Below are 19,223 nucleotides of genomic sequence, written 5' to 3' on the forward strand. Positions count from 1 at the left end.
GTGTCGAACGTAAAGCCAACCCTTCCCGCGGCGATGACCGCGATCGAGATCACCCAGCCGGGCGCGCCCGACGTGCTGGCGCCCGTGCAGCGGCCGGTGCCCGCGCCGGCCGCCGATCAAGTGCTGATCCGGGTTCACGCCGCCGGCGTGAACGGCCCGGACGTGCTGCAACGCAAGGGGTTGTATGATCCGCCGCCGGGCGCGTCGGACATTCCGGGCCTCGAAATCGCGGGCGAGATCGTCGCCGTCGGGCGCGACGTGACGCGGTTCGCAGTGGGCGAGCGCGTGTGCGCGTTGATCACGGGCGGCGGCTATGCGGAGTACGCGGTGGCGCACGAAAGCAACGCGCTGGCGATTCCCGACGGCCTGTCGATGGTCGAAGCGGCCGCGATGCCCGAGACCTTCCTGACGGTGTGGCTGAACCTGTTCCAGCGTGGCCGGTTCGCGGCGGGCGACAGCGTGCTGATTCACGGCGGCGCGTCCGGCATCGGCACCACGGCGACGATGCTTGCGAAGGCGTTCGGCGCGTCGACGATCATCACGACCGTCAGTTCCGACGTGCAGCGCGACGCGAGCCGCGCGCTCGGCGCCGATGTCGTGGTGAATTACCGGAACGAGGATTTCGTCGAAGCGGCGATGCGCGCGACGCATGGGCGCGGTGTCGACGTGGTCGTCGATATCGTCGCCGGCGATTACGTCGCGCGGAATTACGCGGCGGCCGCGATGAACGGCCGCATCGTGCAGATCGGCGTGATCAAGGGGCCGGCGCAGGCGCTCGACCTGTTCCCGATGCTGACGAAGCGCCTCACGCACCTCGGCTCGACGCTGCGCTCACGCACGCCGGCGGAAAAGGCGGCGCTGATCGAGGATCTCGAGCGGGCGGTCTGGCCGCACATCCGTCGCGGCACGGTGAAGCCGCTGATCGATCGGACCTTCGACCTCGACGATGCGCGCGCCGCTCACGCACTGATGGAGGCGGGCGCGCACATCGGCAAGGTCGTGCTGACGACTGCGGCGGCGCGCGCCGCGTGAATGGCTGCGCTGCCCGCGCGTGCGTTCAGCAGTGGCCGAGCGGCGCGGCGGCGCGCGCGACGTCGGCGATTTGCACGCAGCGGGACATGCCGTAGATTTCCGCCTCCCGGCGTTCGCGCTCGCTGCTGGCGACCGCCGCCGCACATTCCCGCGGCACGCCGAGTGCCTGCAGCGCGACGTCGAAAGGATGCTGGCTCGCGTCCACGGACGGCTGGCCGGCATCCGCGACGACGACCGAGAAGCGGTCGAGGTTCGCGCGGCCGAACTGGCCTTCGAACAGCGCGCTGAACCGCGCCGCCGGCAGGGTCGTCACGAGGCCGAGGCGATAGCCTTCCGCCGAAGCATGATCGAGCCACTGCAGGATGGTCTCGCGCTGCTGCTGCGATTCGCGCGAGTCGGGGGTCGCTTCGATCTGTTCAAACGCTGCGTCGAGACGGGTGACGATGGCTTCGATAACCACGGTGATTCCTCTTCAGAAACGTGATGATCCGTTCGCCGACGGGAATGCCACGACCTTATCGTCGAAACGGAATACAGAACCAATTAATCTTTTTGTTCGACTCATAAGGTTCGGCTGATATCTCAATTTTGCGATTCCGCGTGCAATTTTGCATCCTGATGCATTGCCGGCACGGCTCGCAACGATGCACGGCATTGCTTCACTCGACGTGCGCGACGTGCACAGGAAAAGTGCGCCGATTCGCACGGAACCGGTGCACTTCTCACGGCTGCCGTCGATTCAATGCAGCTTGATCGACGGCTGGTTGCGGCTTTGCAGCCAGTGGCTCAGCGACTGGAACAGCGCGCGCTTCACGCCGACCACGCTGAACAGGTGCTTGCGATACAGGAACTTGTACAGGCCGATCGCGGCGAGCCCGTCGACGATCAGCGAGCGCGAACGCACGCCGAGGTCGGCCTGGTACACGGCGCCCGCATGCCCGAGCGACACGACGGTGCCTGCGTCGCGGAACGTGAAGCCGGCCACCGGCCTGCCGGACAGCCGCCGCGCGAAAGCCTGGCTCAAGTACACGGCCTGCTGGTACGCGACCTGCGCGCGCGGCGGCAGGAAGCCGCTCGCGCCCGCCGTCGGGCATGCGGCGCAGTCGCCGAACGCATACACGTGCGGATCGTCGGGCGTCTGCAGCGTATCGGTCACGATCACCTGGTTCGCACGATTGAGCGCGATGTCGCCGATTTCGCGCAGCATCGCGGGGCCTGCCACGCCGGCCGCCCAGATCGTGATGTCGCTCGCGAGCCGTTCGCCCGTCGCGGTCACGATCGCGTCCGCGCCGACTTCTGCCACGCGCGTGCTCGTCAGCACGTCGACGTGCAACGCGGTGAGCTGCGCGTGCATGCGTGCGGACAGGCGTTCGTCGAGCGCCGGCAGGATGCGCGGGCCGCCTTCGATCAACCGGATGTGCACGTCGCGATCCGGGCTCAGCGCGTTGAAGCGATAGGCCGCGAGCTGATCGATCGCGTGCGTGAGCGCGGCGGCCAGCTCGACGCCCGTCGCACCCGCGCCGATCACGTTGATGCAGACGGGCGGCGCGCGCCGGTCCGGCTGCCGTTCCGCCAGATGGTTGGCCTTCGTGCACGCCGCGAGGAACTTCCGGCGGAAATCCTCGGCCTGGTCGAGATTTTCGAGCGGCAGCGCGTGGCGCGCCGCACCCGGCACGTTGAAGAAGTTCGTCACGCTGCCGACGGCGAGCACGAGGTCGTCGTAGTGCACGTCCCGCGGCGGCAGGATTTCCGAGCCGTCGCCGTCGCGTACGGCGCCGATCGTCGCGACGCGCCGCGCCCGGTCCACGCGCTGCAGCGCGCCCTGCACGAAACGGAAACCGTGGCGCTTTGCTTGCGCCGCGTACTCGATCGTGTGCGATGCCGGATCGCGATGGCCCGACGCGGCTTCGTGCAGCAGCGGCTTCCAGAAGTGCGTCGGGTAGCGGTCGACGAGCACGACGTCCGCCAGGCCGCGCTGCCCGACGGCGTCGCCGAGACGCGTGGCGAGGTGCAGGCCGCCGGCGCCGCCGCCGACGATCACGATGCGCGGCAGGCGCGGTGCGCGATCCGTTGCTGGGGGGAAGAGGGGCGTGGCCATGAGAGGCTCCTCGTTGTTGTCGATACGGATGACAGATTTCGAGATACGACGATATAGTTCGGCATCCGCTCAGACAATTTAATGTTTATAAGCGACTCATATGTATTCACTTATAGGAAAGACCGCGACGTTCCGGCAGCTGAAGGCGCTGGACATGATTGCGCGGCTCGGCAGCGTGTCGCGGGCGGCCGAGGAACTGAACCTGACGCAGCCGGCCGTGTCGCTGCAGGTTCGCCTGCTCGAGGAGGCGGTGGGCGCCGCTTTGCTGCAGCGGGTGGGGCGCGGGGTGCAGCTGACCGCGGCCGGCGAGATCGTGTCGCGCTATGCGCGCGAGATCCTGCATCTGTGGAGCGAGGCCGGCGACGAAGTGGCTGCGCTGACCGGCGATCTCGGCGGCACGCTGCGGATCGGCGCGATCACGACGGCCGAGTACCTGATTCCGCCGCTGCTCGTGAAATTCACCGCGACGCGTCCGCACGTGAAGACCTATTTCAAGGTTGGAAATCGCGACGACATCATCCGCATGCTCGCCACGCATGAAATCGATCTCGCGGTGATGGGCAGCGCGCCGAAGGAGTTGCGTACGCATGCGGTGGAGTTCGCGAAGCACCCGATGGTGTTCGTCGCGGCGCCGGGCCATCCGCTGATGCAGCGCAAGCGCATCTCGCTGAAGGATCTCGAATCCGCGCACCTGCTCGTGCGCGAACGCGGCGCGGGCACGCGCTCGACCGTCGAGAACCTGTTCAAGTCGTCAGGGTTCAAGTTTCATGTGGGCTCCGAACTGTCGAGCAACGAGGCGATCAAGCAGATGGCCGAAGCCGGGCTCGGTGTCGCGTTCCTGTCGTTGCACGCGTGTGCACTCGAACTGCGCACCGGGCTGCTCGGGCAACTGCCGTTCCCCGGCAACCCGATCGAACGCGAATGGTATGTGGTCACGCTCGCCGACCGGCGCATTTCGCAGGTCACGGGGCTGTTCCGCGATTTCCTGATCAAGCAGGGCGCGCCGGTGATCGACGGCGCGACGGTGGCGCCGCACGAGCGGCGGCGCAAGTGACGGGCGTGGTCACGCCGGATCAGGCCCCCGCAGGGTTCCATCGGCGATACCGCTGCGTCAGCCTGCGCGTGCGGAGCTGGTCGAGCACGAGGCTCAGGACCGCCGAGTAGCGACGCCGCGGACGCTGTCCCGCCCCGATCGCGCGCAGGCTGCGCTTGACGAGCGCCATCGTGGCCAGGCCGGCGGCGCCCTTGTCGCGCCAGTTGACCTGCACGACGGGCGCGTCGATCGCCTGACCGTCGCGCCAGCGTTTCGGCAGGTCCGGGACGGACGCCAGCGCGGTCGCGATGCCGACCATCGCCACGCCGTGCTCGAGCACCGCTTCCGCGACGGGCTGCCGGCGAATGCCGCCGGTCGTCATCACCGGCATCCGGGCGATCGCGGCGATGTCGCGCGCGAACTCGAGGAAATACGCTTCGCGGGCCAGCGTGCGCCCGTCCGCGGTGCGGCCCTGCATCGCCGGCACTTCATAGCTGCCGCCCGACAGTTCGACGAGATCGACGGGCAAAGCGTTGAGCTGCAGCACGATCTGCTTCGCGTCGTCCTCTGAAAACCCGCCGCGCTGGAAGTCCGCGGAATTGAGCTTGACCGCGACGCTGAACGCGGCGCCGACCCGCGCGCGCACCGCGCGCACGACCGACATCAGCAGCCGCGCGCGGTTCTCCGGCGAGCCGCCCCAGTCGTCCTGGCGCCGGTTGGTCAGCGGCGACAGGAACTGCGAGATCAGGTAGCCGTGCGCCGCATGGATCTGCACGCCGTCGAATCCGGCCGCCTCGGCCGCCGCCGCGGTGTCGGCGAAGCGCTCGATCACCTCGTGGATCTCGGCTTCGGTCATCTCGCGCGGCGTCGCGATCAGCTTGCTGTGCCGGCCGAGGTCGACCGGCACGGCGGACGGCGCCCAGCCGTCGCGGCCCATTGCCGCCAGCACCTGCCGCCCGGGGTGGTTGATCTGCATCCATACGCGCGCACCGTGCCGGCGCGCTGCGGCCGCCCACGCGCGGAACGGCTCGAGCGGCGTGTCGCGTTCCAGCACGACGCCGCCCGGGCCGGTCAGCGCGCGCGCGTCGATCATCACGTTGCCGGTGATCAGCAGGCCTGCGCCGCCGGCGCCCCACGCGGCGTACAGGCGGCGCAGCGCTTCGCCGGGCAACTGGCCCGGGTCGGCCATGTTCTCTTCCATCGCGGCCTTCGCGATGCGGTTGGGCAGGGTGGCGCCGTTGGGCAGCGTCAGCGGTGCAAAGAGCGGTGTCGTCATCAGAAGACCTGTTCGATAGCCTTGATGCGCCTATACTAAGTTTCAAGTCAACTTGAAGGTCAAGAGCGCTATGAAGATCGGGGAATTGGCCGCACGGACCGGCATGACGACGTCCGCCATCCGCTTCTACGAACAGAGCGGCCTGTTGCCGCCGGCCGGACGCGGCGCGAACGGCTACCGGATCTACGACGAAGCCGCGGCGGAGCGGCTGCGGCAGATCCAGCTCGCGCAGCGGCTCGGTTTCTCGCTGGATGAAATGCGCGGCGTCGCCGAGGACATGGACGCGTTCGCGAAGGAGGGCCTGCTCGCGCGCATCGACGAGCGGTTGCACGAGATCGACGCGCTGCGCGTCAAGCTGGACGGGCAGCGCCGGGAGTTGCAGCGGATTCGCGACACGCTTCAGGCCGAATGGGAAGCGGGGCGGTGCCTCAAGGTGGATGCGCTGCAAGCGGATGCGCCGGCGGCCGCCGCGAAGGGCCGGCGCGCCCGGCGGGCCGCGCCTGCGCAGGATTTCGGCGCGCGCAGGAAAGCGGCCGGCAATCCGTAGCGCGTCGCGCCCTGGCCGCGCGGTGCGAATCAGTCGTTCCGGTCGATCGCGTCGACGGCACTTGCCAGCACCGCGCGCGCCTTGTCGCGCCGCCGCCGCGCGAGCCGCTGCGCGCCCGTCTGCCGTTCGTGCTCGCCGGCGATGAACGCCTGGATGTCGGGGAGCCTGCGGATCGTGCCGCGCGAGCCCCACTGGCCGTCCGGCATCTCCTTCGGAAACACCCATACGCGCGGCGCGACGTCCTCGTGCGTGCCGCCTTCGGCGCGCACGACGGCCGCGGTGATCTCCCTGACGAGCGTTTCCCGCGCGGCATCCGTGTATTGCCCTTCCGGCACCGTCGGCACGATCCGGTAGCGCGGCCGCGCCGACGGCACGCCGCCCACGTACGTCGCGGCGGGGCGATGCAGAAACAGCACGGACACGCTTTGCGCGTTCGCGTTGTCCGGCTCGAAGCCTTCGGCCCGCAACAGGATGTCCGTCATCTCCTTGAGCAGGCGCGCCTCGGCTTCGGGCGTCAGTGCGTCCTGCGGAATCAATGCGTCGATCATCGGCATGTCGATCGTCCTTCGTCAGTGGTTGGGACGGGACCATCATCGCGCTTGCGCCACGTTGCGGCGAGTGGCAGGATCGCCATTGTTCAAGGGAATTCAGACAGCATGGCCATCGTCCGCATCTGGGTCTACGACGGAATCCTGGCGTCCGGCGTCGCCGGCCCGATCGACGTGTTCAACGCCGCGAACAGCCTGGGCGCGAGCACGTCGTCGCCGAAACTCGTCTGGCGCGTCGAGTCGCTCGACGGCCAGCCCGTGCGCGCCGCCTCCGGGCAGGCCATCGCGGTGGACGGGCGCATCGACGCCCGCAAGCGCGCCGACGCGATCCTCGTGGCCGCGCCGTTCGTCGCCGACATGGACACGTTCCTCGCCTGCGGCGACCGGGTGCGCGCGCTGTCGTCCGCGCTGCGCCGCCAGCATCGGGCCGGCGCGTTGCTCGCGTCGTATTGCACCGGCAGTTACCTGCTGGCCGAGGCCGGGCTGCTCGACGGCCGGATCGCGACGACCCACTGGGCGAGGGCGACGGATTTCCTGCGGCGCTACCCGAAGGTCGAACTGCGTGCGCATGAAGTCCTGACGGAGCAGGCCGGCATCGTGTGCAGCGGCGCGGTGACGTCCTATCTCAACCTGGCGCTGCGCGTCGTCGAACGGCTCGCCGATGCGCGGCTGGCGGCGCGCGTCGCGAAGCTGCTGCTGATCGACGTCAATCGTGCGTCGCAAGCGTCGTATGCGACGCTGCTCGACGACCACGGGCATACCGACCCGCTCGTCGCGCGCGCCCAGCGCTGGATGGAGGCGACGCTGCGGCAACGATTCCGGCTGGCCGACCTCGCCGCCGAGCTGGCCGTCAGCGAGCGCACGCTCAACCGGCGTTTCCGGCAGGCGGTGGGCGATGCGCCGCTGGGGTATCTGCAGACGTTGCGCGTCGAGGTCGCCAAGCGCTTGCTGGAGGCGGGCAACGTCGGCCTCGACGCGATCGGCGAGCAGGTCGGCTACGGCGACCTGAGCACGTTCCGGCAGTTGTTCAAGCGCAAGACGGGGCTGTCGCCGCGCGAGTACCAGCGCCGGTTCGCGCAATCGCTGGAGCCCGGCGTGGACGACGATGCCGTCGATCGTCCGGCGGGACGGTGACGAACTTCAAACGATCCCGAAGTCGTCGTTGCTGTCCGGAATCGAATTCAGCAACGATTCGAACCATCGCCAGCCGACGATGCCTAGCGCGAAGGCGCAGGCTGCGGCGAATGCCGAGCGGGCGGCCCGGGAACGGGAAACGTTGCGCGGTTCCTTCCGCAACGACGCAGGCGACAGCGGGCCGGCGAACGCCGTTCGCCGCGAGCAGCAGGATTGCATGGCGGTCTCCGGAAGGATCGAATGCCCCGATCGTAGCGAGCCGATCGCGAGCCCGCGCGCATGCAAGGATCGGCGCGAACAGAAACGGATGATCGTTTTCGCGTCGACGCCCGCATTCGACGCGCGCGGCAGACGGCAAGCGCGCCGGCCGAAACGGCGTCACAATGCGCATTCGATTCGCGACTTGAGGTGAGGATGCGATGAGCAATGCGACTCCGGCCGCGCACCCGGACCACGGCGTGCCGGTCATCCTGCGTTCCAGCGCCGAACGCGGCTGGCAGGGCTTCGGCGCGTCGCTGCTGGAAATCCGCGCGGGCACCTACCGCATTCCGGCGGCCGAGCATCACCGGATCGGCGTGCATATCGGCGGGCCCGTGCGCGCGGATTGCGTGTGCGACGGGAGCCGGTCCGCGCGCATTCAGGCGCATGGCGACGTCGACGTGATTCCGGCCGGCCTGCCCGGCCAGTGGACCGACAGCGCCGACTGCCGGATCCTGCGCATTTCGATCAGCGACGCGTTCGCGCGCGCGACCTTCGACCAGCTCGAACTGAAGCCGTCGCAGGGGCAGATCCGCCGCCGGCTGCAGGTGCGCGACCCGCGCCTTCAGCACATCGCGTGGGCGATGGCGGCCGAACTCGAAGCGGAGGACGCGTCGGATCCGCTCTATGCGGAAAGCCTGTGCACGGCGCTCGTCGCGCGGCTGGTCGACGGCCAGCCGGCGTTTCGCGAGCGCCGCCGCACGCTCGCGCCGAAGGCGGCCGCGCGCGTGATCGACTATGTCGAAGCGAATCTCGAGCGGCGCATGACGCTTGCCGAACTCGCGGCGCTCGTGTCGATCAGCGTCCCGCATTTCAAGGTGCTGTTCCGCGAAACGCTCGGGATGCCCGTGCACCAGTACGTCGTGCGGCGCCGGGTCGAGCGGGCGAAGGCGTTGCTGCTCGAAGGCCGGCTGAGTATCAGCCAGATCGCGCTCGAAGCCGGGTTTGCGCACCAGAGTCACATGGCGAACTGGATGAACCGCCTGCTCGGCGCGACGCCGCGCGAGATTGCCCGCTCGGCGGCGAACGCGACGCTGCCCGCCCGGCCCCAGCGATGCCAGCCGGGCACCGGCAGGATCGAGCCGAGGCTGCCGCCGAATTGATGGAAGGACCGGTAGAGGCCGATCGCGCGTCAGGCGGCCGCGAGCGCGAGGTCGCGCGGCCCGCGACGCGCATCAGCGTTCGAGCCCCTTCTGCACGCACCACGACAGCGGCAGCGTAAGCAGCAGGAGCGCCGCCAGCGCGATCAGCGCGGCGGGAACGCCGGCGACGTCGCCCAACCGCCCGAACACCACGGGCGCCAGCGCGCCGCCGCCGATGGTGCCCGTGTAGAACAGCGCGAACGCCTGGTCGCGCCGGCCGGCGCCCGTCAGTTCCGGCACGACGCCGTACAGCACCGACGACGTGCCGTTCAGCGCGAGCCCGAGCAGCGGCAGCATCGCCATCATCGCGACGAGCGGCGCGAACACCGCGAAGAGGATCAGCAGCGACGTCGCGGACTCGGTCAGCCACACCGTCTTCATCATGCCGATGCGCGCGCCCAGGTAGCCGCAGAGCAGCTTGCCGAAGGCGCCGCCGACGAACAGCAGCGTCAGCGCGAGACCGATGCCGGCGGTGCCGGCGCCCTTGCTCTTCAGCAGGAACGGCAGGAACGTGAGAAACCCCATCCGCACCGCGCTGTCGAGGGTGCCGGTGGCCAGCAGCGCCCGCAGGCCGGCGGGCGAGCCGGCGCCGGCCGCCGCGCCTGGCGCTGCCTTGCGTGCGGCACGTGCCGCGTGTTGCGCTGGAATCAGCCACGCCATCAGCATCGCCGACACCACGCCGAGCAGGCCGATCAGCGTCGCGCTGGTGCGCCACGTCACGACCGTCAGCAGCAGGCCGATCAACCCCGGGATCAGCGTCTTGCCGATGTCGCCCGAGAAGTTGTATTGCGACAGCGCCTCCTTGACGCCGCCGCCGGCCTCGTACGCATCGGTGACCATCGACGACGCGAGCGGGTGCTGGGTGCTCGCGCCGAGCCCGCCCAGCACGAGCGCGATCAGCAGCACCGCGAGCCCGCCGGCCTGGCCGGCGACCAGGTACGCGAGGCCGGCGAGCGCGGTGCCGCCGACCAGCAGGCGCTTGCGTCCCCAGCGGCCGGCCGCGCGGCTCGCGAGCAACTGGAAGCCGGCCATCATGCCGGAATAGGCGCCGCGCAGCAGGCCGACCTGCGCGTAGTTGATGCCGAATTGCGCCTGCCAGATCGGCAGCAGCACGTAGATGACGTCCGTCAGCCCGTCGTGCACCGCGTGCGCGCCGCACGCGGCCCATAGCGAGCGGCGGCGCGTGGACGCGTCGCCTGCGTCCGGTGCGCCGAGAGAGTGGCCGTTGGTCAGTTCGCTCATCGTTGTTTTTGTGCTGCGGGTCGGAAGCGGGTCATTTAATCAGAATGCATCGGGAATGAACAGCGAGCGGTTTTCTGCTGCACGCCGACGCCGTCATCCTTGCGTGCTCGTTTCATCCGCGCATGCGCGCCGGCGCGGCCGCGCGTGCCGATAATCGCCGCACATCCACCAACGGGAGCGAATCGTGTTCGTGATCTTCGGAGCATCAGGCAACGTCGGCCATGCCACCGCCACGGCGCTGCGCCATGCGGGCCATCCCGTGCGCGCGGTGTTGCGCGACGCGCGTCATCGCGAGCGGCTCGCGCGCATCGGCTGCGACGTCGTGTTCGCCGACCTGACCGACAAGCGGTCGGTCGCCGCGGCGCTCGACGGCGCGCACGGCGTGCAGATGCTGTGCCCGGTGCCTGCCGCCGACGCCGACCCCGCGGCGACGATGCGGCGGATGAGCGACGTCGCGGCCGCGGCGCTCGCCGCCAACCCGCCGCCCGCGCTGCTCGCCCTGTCGGATTACGGCGCGGAGCTGGACATCGACACCGGCATCACGAGCCTGTTCCATGAACTCGAGGAACGGATGAAGCCGATCGCCACGCGCCTGACGCTGCTACGTTCGGCCGAGCATCTGCAGAACTGGGCGCGCGTGCTGCCGGTCGCGCTCGGCACCGGCGTGCTGCCGAGCTTTCACCATCCGGTCGACAAGCAGTTTCCGGCCGTTTCGGCGCCGGACGTCGGCGCCGTCGCGGCGGAACTGCTGCTCGATGATCCGAGGGCCGGCGGACCGCGTGTCGTCAGCGTCGAAGGGCCGCGGCGCGTCAGCGCGCGCGACGTTGCCGATGCGCTCGGACAGGCGGCCGGCCGGACGATCGTCGCGCGCGAGCTGCCGCGTGACGCATGGGCCGCGACGTTGCTGCGCGCGGGCCTCAGCGAACGTCATGCGCAATTGATCGTCGATCTCTACGACGTGCACAACGCCGGACAGATCGACGTCGAGCACGGTGCGACCGAGCGACGCTTCGGCGGGACCGGGCCGGGCGATGCGCTCGCGGCGCTGGCGGCCAGCGCGGCGCGCTGAGCGACGCGCACGAAGCCCGTCAGGTGCTGACCTGCGGATGCCCGTCGACGACCGCGACGCGCACGCCACCGCCGCCGGACAGCGACGCCGTGCCTGCCGGAAACGGATGCACGGGCGTATCGGTCGGTGTCCACGCATGGCGCGTCAACAATGCCCGGTAGCCGCCGCGGATCACGAAGCCGCCGCATTTCCGCCGATACGCGTCGCGCCGCATCCGGTACGCGCGCGGCAGGTCGTACCACGGCAGCTTCGGCAGGTCGTGATGGACGAGATGATAGTTGTTGTTCAGGTACAGCAGTCGCATCGCAATGCCGGCCTCGTTGATCGTGATGCGTGCCTTCGGGTGCCGCGCGGCGCGGTGCTCGTACAGCGAGCGGATCATCGCGAGCGACAGCGCGGGCCACGTGACGGCCAGCAGGTACCACCACCACGGCACGCCGATCGCCCATTGCAGCCATGCGAGCAGCGCGACCACGCAGGCGGCGTGCGTCGCCCACATCGGCAGATAGCGCAGGTCACCATGCCGAAACGCCGCGAACGACGCGGCGAACATCGAGGCGACGCTCGCCGGCGGGCCGACCACGAGCCGCCCGATGAAGGTCTTGCGCGCGACCGTCAGCGCGCGGCGCCAGCGCGACAGCGCTGCCCATTGCCGGGGCGACAGGTAGTTCGTTTCGGGATCGACGCCCGGCACGGTCAGGTCTTCGTCGCGATGATGGTCGAGATGCGTGTCGCGATACAGCGTGTACGGATACCAGACCGTCAGCGGCGGATAGCCGAGCAGCTTGTTCACGAACGCGGAACGCGTCGGATGGCCGTGCAGCAGTTCGTGCTGCAGCGACAGGTGCCATGCGCCGAGCAGGATCAGCGGCGGCGTTGCGGCCGCGAGCGGCAACGCGCCCGCGCGCACCTGCAGCAGTACGCCGAGCCAGCCGCCGTAGATCGCGGCGACCAGCAGCCAGGTCGGCCACTCGGTGCGGGCGGTGAAGCGGGTGTGGAGCGCGGCGATCGCACGCGCGTGGTCGACGTCGAAGTATTCGGCCATGCTTCACTTTAACCATGCGAAGCCGGCCGGCCAACCAATCGATTCGCATTTGCTTATCTCGGGCGCCGGGACAAGCGATCCTGCGTAGAATGCCCGCATGAGCCAATGGATCGCCGCCCTGCCGATGTACAACGTGACGCCGCGCCACGATGCGCTGTGGCGCGCGCTGCTGCGCGACGCGCTTGATGCGTTCGCCAACGCGGGCGGGCCCGCCGACGTCGCGCTGCCCGCCGAACCGTTCGGCGAGCTGCCGTCCTTCTGGCGACGCGACGATCTGCTGCTGTCGCAGACCTGCGGCTACCCGTACCGGATGCTCGGGCTCGGCGATGCCGTGCGGCTGATCGCGACGCCCGCTTTCGACGTGGAAGGCTGCGACGGCGCGCAATACCGCAGCGTGCTGGTCGTGTCGGCGCGCGCCCATGCGGGCGGCGCGACGACGCTCGCCGCCTGCCGGGGGGTGCGGGCCGCATTCAATGGCGAAGACTCCCACAGCGGGATGAACGCATTCCGGCATGCGGTCGCGCCGCATGCGCGCGGCGGGCGCTTCTTCGCGTCGGCGGCGCCGTTCGGTTCGCACCTGAACGTGCTGCGCGCACTGGCTGCGGAAGAGGCGGATTGCGCGGCGATCGACTGCGTGACGTTTGCATACGTGCGCGACGCGCTGCCCGGCTTGCTGCACGGCGTGCGCGCGATCGGCGTGACCGCGCCGGCGCCGGGCCTGCCGCTGATCGCGTCGCGCGCGCTCGGCGCTGCGCAGGCGGTGCTGTTGCGCGACGCGCTCGATTATGCCGTCGCGGTTGATGCCGAGCGCGCGCGCGTGCTGCGGTTGCGCGGGTTCGAGCGCCTCGCGCCGGACGACTACGCGGCGATCGAACGGTTCGCGACCGAGGCCGCGGCGCTCGGCTACCCTGCGCTGGGTTGAAGCAGCCCGCCCGGCGTCACTCGTCCATCAACCGGACCTTGACCCGCTTGCCCTTGATCTTCCCCGCATTGAGCTTGCGCAGCGCGTCGCGCGCGACGCCGCGCTCGATCGCGACATAGGTCGAGAACTCGGTCACGTTGATCTTGCCGATCTGCTTGCCGTCGAACCCGGCGTCGCCGGTCAGCGCGCCGAGCACGTCGCCCGGGCGGATCTTGTCCTTGCGCCCGCCGAGGATCTGCAGCGTTTCCATCGGCGGCAGCAGCGGTTCGTTGGCGTCGGCCTTCAGCTCGGCGAGCGGATGCCATTCGACGTCGCGCTTCTGCGCCTGCTCGATCGCCCCGACGCGGCCCATCTCGTCCATGCTCGCGAGGCTCAGCGCCCAGCCGTCCTGATCCGCGCGGCCCGTCCGGCCGATGCGGTGCACGTGTACTTCGGGATCGGGCGTCACGTCGACGTTGATCACGGCCTCGAGCTGCGCGATGTCGAGCCCGCGCGCGGCGACGTCGGTTGCCACCAGCACCGAGCAGCTGCGGTTCGCGAACTGGATCAGCACCTGGTCGCGCTCGCGCTGGTCGAGCTCGCCGTGCAGCGCGAGCGCGTGGAAGCCCTGCGCGTGCAGCACGTCGAGCAGGTCGCGGCACTGCTGCTTCGTGTTGCAGAACGCGATCGTGCTTACCGGCCGGTAATGGTTCAGCAACTGGCCCACCGCATGCAGACGCTCGTTCTCCGTCACTTCGTAGAAGCGCTGGCGGATCTTGCTGTTGTCGTGACGCTCCTCGAGCTTCACTTCCTTCGGATTGCGCAGGAACTGCTGGCTCAGCTTCGCGATGCCGTCGGGATAGGTCGCGGAGAACAGCAGCGTCTGGCGCGTCGTCGGGCACATCCGCGCGACCTTCGCGATATCGTCGAAAAAGCCCATGTCGAGCATCCGGTCGGCTTCGTCGAGCACCAGCGTGTTCAGTGCGTCGAGCTTCAGGTTGCCGCGATCGAGGTGATCCATGATGCGGCCCGGCGTGCCGACGACGATGTGCGCGCCGTGCTCGAGGCTCTGCGCCTGCGGGCGCATCGGCGTGCCGCCGCAGAGCGTCAGCACCTTCACGTTCTCTTCGGCGCGCGCGAGGCGGCGCACTTCCTGCGCGACCTGGTCGGCGAGTTCGCGCGTCGGGCACAGGATCATCGCCTGCACGTCGAAGCGGCGCGCGTCGAGGCGGGCCAGCAGCGCGAGCGAGAACGCGGCGGTCTTGCCGCTGCCCGTCTTCGCCTGCGCGATCAGGTCCTGGCCGGCCAGCGCGATCGGCAGGCTCGCGGCCTGGATCGGCGTCATGTCGACATAACCGAGCTGGGCGAGGTTGGCGAGCGTGGCCGGCGTCAGCGGCAGCGCGCTGAAGGGCGTGGCGGTCGGCTGGGTCATTCGAGGTCTCCGAGGTAAGGCTTGCCTTCCATCTGTTCGTAGGCGACGTTGCCTTCATCGTCCTCGAAGCGCTCGAGGTAGTTGCGGGCGCCGCACAGCGGGCAGCGGAACAGCAGCCCCTGGCCTTCGTCCTTGATGACGACGTCGGACTGTTCCCACTGCGTGCCGCAGCTCTGGTTTCGGCAGGTAAACACGGATTTTTCTCCAGCTGAATTCGGTTGGGCGCCCCGGCGTGTCGGGTGAGGGCGCCGGAATTGCGCGGTCGTGGCGCGCGGCGTCCGCGTGAAAGGGCGGGGCGCGGTGCGGCCGTTCGCGTGATGGCTCGTCGGGGTGGATGATGGATCGGGGCGCGATCGCGGAATCGTGCGTGGCGCAATTCTAGCGGATACCGCGCGTGCCGCGAACGTGCGCGAGACGAGGCGGCAGGGGCGCGGCCCGCACAAGTAAAAACGGCCATCCTCGCGGATGGCCGTTCGAATCGCGCATGGTGCCGCTCAGCGCATCAGAGCGCCATGTCGTTCGCGGCTTTCGCGGGCCGCGCCGGTGCGTCCGGCGCCGGGTGCGCCGGCGCGGTGACGTCGATCTTCGGCGGCGGCGAGAGCTGCAGCACGTCGCTCGTATACGTCCATTCCTCGACAACCTTCGCCGGGCTGTCGTTCAGCTTCGTGCCGTAGCTCGGCACGATCTGGCGGATCTTCTGCTGCCACTCGGGCGTCGCGACCTTGTCCTTGAACACCTTCTTCATCAGGTTCAGCATGATCGGCGCGGCCGTCGACGCGCCCGGCGATGCGCCGAGCAGGCCCGCGATGCTGCCGTCCTGCGAGCTGACGATCTCGGTGCCGAGCTTCAGCACGCCGCCCTTCACCGGGTCGCGCTTGATGATCTGCACGCGCTGGCCGGCCTGCCACAGGCGCCAGTCTTCCTTCTTCGCGTTCGGGAAGTATTCCTTCAGTGCGTTGAAGCGGTCGTCGTCGGACAGCATCAGCTGGCCGGCGAGGTACTGCACCAGCGGGAATTCGTCGACGCCCACGCGCATCATCGGCGCGACGTTGTGCGTGTTGGTGCTCTTGAGCAGGTCGAAGTACGAACCGTTCTTCAGGAACTTGGTCGAGAACGTCGCGAACGGCCCGAACAGGATGATCTTCTTGCCGTCGATGATGCGCGTGTCGAGGTGCGGCACCGACATCGGCGGCGAGCCGACCGACGCCTTGCCGTACGCCTTCGCGAGATGCTGCTTCACGACCTCGGGGTTGTCCGTCACGAGGAACGAGCCGCCGACCGGGAACGCGCCGTAGTCCTTCGCCTCGGGGATGCCCGACGCCTGCAGCAGGTGCAGCGCACCGCCGCCCGCGCCGATGAACACGAACTTCGCGTCGACGGCCTGCGGCGGTTCATCCGAGTGCAGCTTCACCCACGACACGTGCCACGTGCCGTCGGCATTGCGCGAGATCTCGCGCACTTCGCTCGACAGCGACAGCGTGAAGTTCGGCTGCGTCTTCAGGTAGCCGACGAACTGGCGCGTGATCTCGCCGAAGTTCACGTCGGTGCCGATCGGCGTCCACGTCGCCGCGACCTTCTGGTTGCGGTCGCGACCTTCCATCATCAGCGGCACCCACTGCTTGATCTGGTCGTAGTCTTCCGAATACTGCATCCCGCGGAACAGCGGGCTGGCCTGCAGCGCCTCGTAGCGCTTCTTCAGGAAGCGGACGTTGTCGTCGCCCCACACGAAGCTCATGTGCGGCGTCGAGTTGATGAACGAATGCGGGTTCTTCAGCACACCCTGCCTGACCTGCCACGCCCAGAACTGGCGCGAGATCTGGAACGACTCGTTGATCTCGATGGCCTTCGAGATGTCGACCTTGCCGTCCGCCTTCTCCGGCGTGTAGTTGAGTTCGGCGAGCGCCGAGTGGCCGGTGCCGGCGTTGTTCCAGCCGTTCGAGCTTTCCAGCGCGACGCCGTCGAGGCGCTCGACCATCGTCATCGACCAGTCCGGTTGAAGCTCGTGCAGCCAGACGCCGAGCGTCGAGCTCATGATGCCGCCGCCCACCAGCAGGACGTCGACCTTCTTCGTATCGGCGGCGTGCGCGGACGACGCGGCGACGCACAGCGCGAGCGCCGACAGTATTACCCGTAACGTTTTGATCACAGCAGATCCCTTTTTCAACTTGGATGCATCGGTTTGCCATGCCGCCCGGCCGGGGCGATACACGCATCCGGAGATCCGGATCGCGAATCCGGAATTCCGGATTGGCGCGGGCGGACGTTGCATTTGCGCACGCGAAGCCGGTGCGAAGGAGACCTTCGGAGCGACTCGCGGCAGGCACGCAATCACCTGCGTCGCGTGGGCGCGCATTGCGCCCGGGCCCTTGCGGCAAGCCTGAGCGGTTGGGGTTTCAGGCTGCGGCGGAACGGGCCGCACGCGACGCTTTCGCCGGGGGCGGGGTGGCAAGGGGCGCGTAATGTAACCGAACTCGTTTGCTGTGTCACAAACGAAAAATACCGTTGTTTTCGTGGGGTTTTTTGCGTGTCCGGGTTTCCGGAATGACGGGCGGCGGCGACGGAAAAAACCAGGGAAGTCGAGGTGTTGTTCCGGGGGATGGAGCGTCGATCACGCGTCAAAGGTGCTGCTACATCGGCGGAGATGCGGGCTGCGTTGTCGTCTCGGGGGCGGGGGGCATCTCGCCGTATTTCTGGCGATTTGCCTGCTGTTGTTCGAGTCGGCGCTGTTTGCGTTCCTCGGGGGTCAAAATCTTGTAGGCGCGCGTTATCGTGATTTCGGACAGTTTCGGGGGAAAGGAGCCGTCCACCGGATTTGCGTAAAAGAGTTCGACATTGACGGAAAATTTGCTACCGGGAATATCTTTCGCGCGGTAACGGAAATTCTGCAAATTTGGAGTTTGAGGATGGCGACCCGGTATCTCGTTTTCATAATGTCGCTTTCCGTTTGAATCGACCCAGTAGTTATCCAGTTGTAGCAGCAATTCAATTTCCGTATTCGGCATACCAGCAAGCATTGGACTTAACCGCATGACCAATCCAGTTGGGACGATCTTCACCTTCGAACGATCGGCGCTGTAATTTTCGGGGTCGTCGAATGTCGAAAAGGCAACTGTAGTTGAGGGCGACACCCGAGTGGCGTAAAGATAGCGCAGTCCTTTCGATCGATAGTGAGGCTCCGTATCGATGATGCGACCAAAGACGGTATTTGATGGATCAAATGGCTTATCATCGCGCAGAATCTCCATCGCCGTCTTCAGGATGTTGTGTACCATCGCACGCTGTTCTTCCGCTTGATGTTGCATCTCAACTCCTTGCGCCAACGGCTCTGAGGGCAGCGTCATACTTGTCTGTGCATGTACCTGGGTTGAATACAAGAGCGCGATCATCACGGTCCCAATAGGCGTGCACCACATCCGCACACGCATAGGCATCTTCTTCATGTAACTGGCTCCGGTAGCCTTCTTCGAAACTCACCATTTTTTCTGCCGTCTCGGGCGAAACTCAAACAGCCCGTATGCCTAGGCATGCAAAATCGACAGGTGGGATCTCACATGGATACGCTCATTTCGAAATTGAATTTGGGCTACGTTGCAGCTCATGTCTCCGATTCCGGATCAATCATCCACCATATTGGATGCTCGGACTCCTCCCTCAACCACATCCATTGACCTGCTACGAGCTCGCTGCGCCGCCGTTGTGCGTGTTCCTCCTGATGCGTCAACGTGCGGACCATGGGAAATCTTTGCCCTTTCCGGACCACCAAGCGATTCGGGTTAGAGGTCTTGGCGTATCCCTGCCATAACCCCGTTTCAGGACAGAGCATACCCGTGCACAGGTTCATCTCCCCGTATTTCTGCCGCTTTGCCTGCCGCTCTTCAAGGCGACGTTGTTTACGTTCGGCGGGCGTCAAAATCTTGTATGCTCGGCTTATCTCGATTTCGGTCAGCATCGGAGGAAACGAACCGTCCAATGGATTTGCGTAAAAGAGTTCAACATCAACTGGAAACTTGCTGCCCGGAATATCTTTTGACCGATAGCGAAAGGATTGCAAGTTTGGCATATCCGGAGTGCGTACCATCATCTCGTTGCCGTATTCACGCTTCCCATCTGAATCTACCCAATAGTCCTCCAACTGAAGAAGATCTTTGATTTCCGTCTCGGGTAAATCAGCGAGCATCGGGCTTAACCGAATCGTCACGCCTGCCGGGACGATCTTCACCTTGGAACGATCAGCACTAAAATCTTCTGGGTCATCACCAGTAGAAAATTCAATTCTCGTGTCAGGTAACACTGGATTGACATAACGGTAAAGTTTTCCTTCGGCAGGAAGATGTGGCTTCGCCGCGTACACCCGTCCGAGGACTGTGTTTCCCGGATCGAATGATTTGTCATCGCGCAGGATCGCCATCGCCGTTTTCAGGATGCTGCGCACCATCGCACGCTGTTCTTCCGCTTGATGTTGCATC

At 67.3% G+C, this 19,223-nt stretch carries 19 protein-coding genes; 7 read left to right on the plus strand and 12 right to left on the minus strand.

Annotation, left to right across the window (positions count from 1 at the left end; genetic code table 11):
- Nucleotides 1-33: 33 nt before the first annotated feature.
- Nucleotides 34-1,032 (plus strand): NAD(P)H-quinone oxidoreductase, encoded by a 999-nt coding sequence (locus tag WT26_RS21335; protein ID WP_069275103.1) that lies wholly within the window; start codon nt 34-36, stop codon nt 1,030-1,032.
- A 25-nt stretch (nt 1,033-1,057) separates the two neighbouring features.
- On the opposite strand, the gene WT26_RS21340 is transcribed toward WT26_RS21335, so the two are convergent.
- Nucleotides 1,058-1,492 carry a phosphatase gene (locus WT26_RS21340; RefSeq protein ID WP_069273881.1) on the minus strand — a complete coding sequence of 145 codons (435 nt, stop codon included), beginning with the start codon at nt 1,490-1,492 and terminating at the stop codon, nt 1,058-1,060.
- A gap of 279 nt (nt 1,493-1,771) precedes the next feature.
- Nucleotides 1,772-3,130: an NAD(P)/FAD-dependent oxidoreductase gene (locus tag WT26_RS21345; protein ID WP_069273882.1), complete on the minus strand. Its 1,359-nt coding sequence runs from the start codon at nt 3,128-3,130 to the stop codon at nt 1,772-1,774.
- Nucleotides 3,131-3,230: 100 nt separating this feature from the next.
- On the opposite strand from WT26_RS21345, the gene WT26_RS21350 reads away from it, so the two are divergent.
- Nucleotides 3,231-4,184: a LysR family transcriptional regulator gene (locus WT26_RS21350; RefSeq protein ID WP_069273883.1), complete on the plus strand. Its 954-nt coding sequence runs from the start codon at nt 3,231-3,233 to the stop codon at nt 4,182-4,184.
- Between the two features lie 19 nt (nt 4,185-4,203).
- On the opposite strand, the gene WT26_RS21355 is transcribed toward WT26_RS21350, so the two are convergent.
- A complete protein-coding gene (locus WT26_RS21355) occupies nt 4,204-5,439 on the minus strand; it encodes an NADH:flavin oxidoreductase/NADH oxidase family protein (RefSeq protein WP_069273884.1) in 1,236 nt (411 codons plus the stop codon).
- Nucleotides 5,440-5,509: 70 nt separating this feature from the next.
- On the opposite strand from WT26_RS21355, the gene WT26_RS21360 reads away from it, so the two are divergent.
- Entirely contained in the window at nt 5,510-5,986 is a 477-nt protein-coding gene (locus WT26_RS21360; RefSeq protein WP_069270802.1) for a MerR family transcriptional regulator, read from the plus strand.
- A gap of 29 nt (nt 5,987-6,015) precedes the next feature.
- On the opposite strand, the gene WT26_RS21365 is transcribed toward WT26_RS21360, so the two are convergent.
- Complete coding sequence (locus WT26_RS21365) at nt 6,016-6,540, minus strand: tautomerase family protein (RefSeq protein ID WP_059716959.1); 525 nt, start codon at nt 6,538-6,540, stop codon at nt 6,016-6,018.
- Nucleotides 6,541-6,642: 102 nt separating this feature from the next.
- Between WT26_RS21365 and WT26_RS21370 the strand changes: the two genes are divergently transcribed.
- The gene (locus WT26_RS21370; protein WP_069273885.1) at nt 6,643-7,668 is read left to right on the plus strand and encodes a GlxA family transcriptional regulator; all 1,026 of its coding nucleotides are present in this window, start codon (nt 6,643-6,645) and stop codon (nt 7,666-7,668) included.
- 6 nt (nt 7,669-7,674) lie between these two features.
- Here WT26_RS21370 and WT26_RS37445 read toward each other — a convergent pair whose 3' ends face one another.
- A complete protein-coding gene (locus tag WT26_RS37445) occupies nt 7,675-7,953 on the minus strand; it encodes a hypothetical protein (RefSeq protein ID WP_071768175.1) in 279 nt (92 codons plus the stop codon).
- Nucleotides 7,954-8,087: 134 nt separating this feature from the next.
- On the opposite strand from WT26_RS37445, the gene WT26_RS21380 reads away from it, so the two are divergent.
- Nucleotides 8,088-9,029 (plus strand): AraC family transcriptional regulator, encoded by a 942-nt coding sequence (locus WT26_RS21380; protein ID WP_069273886.1) that lies wholly within the window; start codon nt 8,088-8,090, stop codon nt 9,027-9,029.
- Nucleotides 9,030-9,101: 72 nt separating this feature from the next.
- Here the strand turns inward: WT26_RS21380 and WT26_RS21385 are convergent, their stop codons facing one another.
- Nucleotides 9,102-10,310 (minus strand): MFS transporter, encoded by a 1,209-nt coding sequence (locus WT26_RS21385; RefSeq protein ID WP_069270805.1) that lies wholly within the window; start codon nt 10,308-10,310, stop codon nt 9,102-9,104.
- A 184-nt stretch (nt 10,311-10,494) separates the two neighbouring features.
- Here WT26_RS21385 and WT26_RS21390 point away from each other — a divergent pair, with 184 nt between their 5' ends.
- Nucleotides 10,495-11,379, plus strand: a complete 885-nt coding sequence (locus WT26_RS21390) for an NmrA family NAD(P)-binding protein (protein ID WP_069273887.1) — start codon at nt 10,495-10,497, stop codon at nt 11,377-11,379.
- A gap of 19 nt (nt 11,380-11,398) precedes the next feature.
- Here WT26_RS21390 and WT26_RS21395 read toward each other — a convergent pair whose 3' ends face one another.
- Nucleotides 11,399-12,424 (minus strand): fatty acid desaturase, encoded by a 1,026-nt coding sequence (locus tag WT26_RS21395; protein WP_069273888.1) that lies wholly within the window; start codon nt 12,422-12,424, stop codon nt 11,399-11,401.
- 97 nt (nt 12,425-12,521) lie between these two features.
- On the opposite strand from WT26_RS21395, the gene WT26_RS21400 reads away from it, so the two are divergent.
- Nucleotides 12,522-13,346: a phosphate/phosphite/phosphonate ABC transporter substrate-binding protein gene (locus tag WT26_RS21400; protein ID WP_069273889.1), complete on the plus strand. Its 825-nt coding sequence runs from the start codon at nt 12,522-12,524 to the stop codon at nt 13,344-13,346.
- A gap of 16 nt (nt 13,347-13,362) precedes the next feature.
- Here the strand turns inward: WT26_RS21400 and dbpA are convergent, their stop codons facing one another.
- From dbpA to WT26_RS21425, 5 genes are all read right to left on the minus strand, one after another.
- Nucleotides 13,363-14,757 (minus strand): ATP-dependent RNA helicase DbpA, encoded by a 1,395-nt coding sequence (gene dbpA, locus WT26_RS21405; protein WP_069273890.1) that lies wholly within the window; start codon nt 14,755-14,757, stop codon nt 13,363-13,365.
- Entirely contained in the window at nt 14,754-14,951 is a 198-nt protein-coding gene (locus WT26_RS21410) for a hypothetical protein (RefSeq protein ID WP_021157994.1), read from the minus strand. Before WT26_RS21410 ends, dbpA begins: the two co-directional genes overlap by 4 nt.
- Nucleotides 14,952-15,259: 308 nt before the next feature.
- Nucleotides 15,260-16,921, minus strand: a complete 1,662-nt coding sequence (mqo, locus tag WT26_RS21415) for a malate dehydrogenase (quinone) (protein ID WP_196774815.1) — start codon at nt 16,919-16,921, stop codon at nt 15,260-15,262.
- 463 nt (nt 16,922-17,384) lie between these two features.
- Nucleotides 17,385-18,197: a hypothetical protein gene (locus WT26_RS37450; RefSeq protein WP_069273892.1), complete on the minus strand. Its 813-nt coding sequence runs from the start codon at nt 18,195-18,197 to the stop codon at nt 17,385-17,387.
- 155 nt (nt 18,198-18,352) lie between these two features.
- Nucleotides 18,353-19,222 carry a hypothetical protein gene (locus WT26_RS21425; protein ID WP_069270807.1) on the minus strand — a complete coding sequence of 290 codons (870 nt, stop codon included), beginning with the start codon at nt 19,220-19,222 and terminating at the stop codon, nt 18,353-18,355.
- Between the last annotated feature and the right edge of the window lies 1 nt (nt 19,223).

It is taken from the genome of Burkholderia cepacia, from assembly GCF_001718835.1.
GTDB lineage: Bacteria > Pseudomonadota > Gammaproteobacteria > Burkholderiales > Burkholderiaceae > Burkholderia > Burkholderia cepacia_F.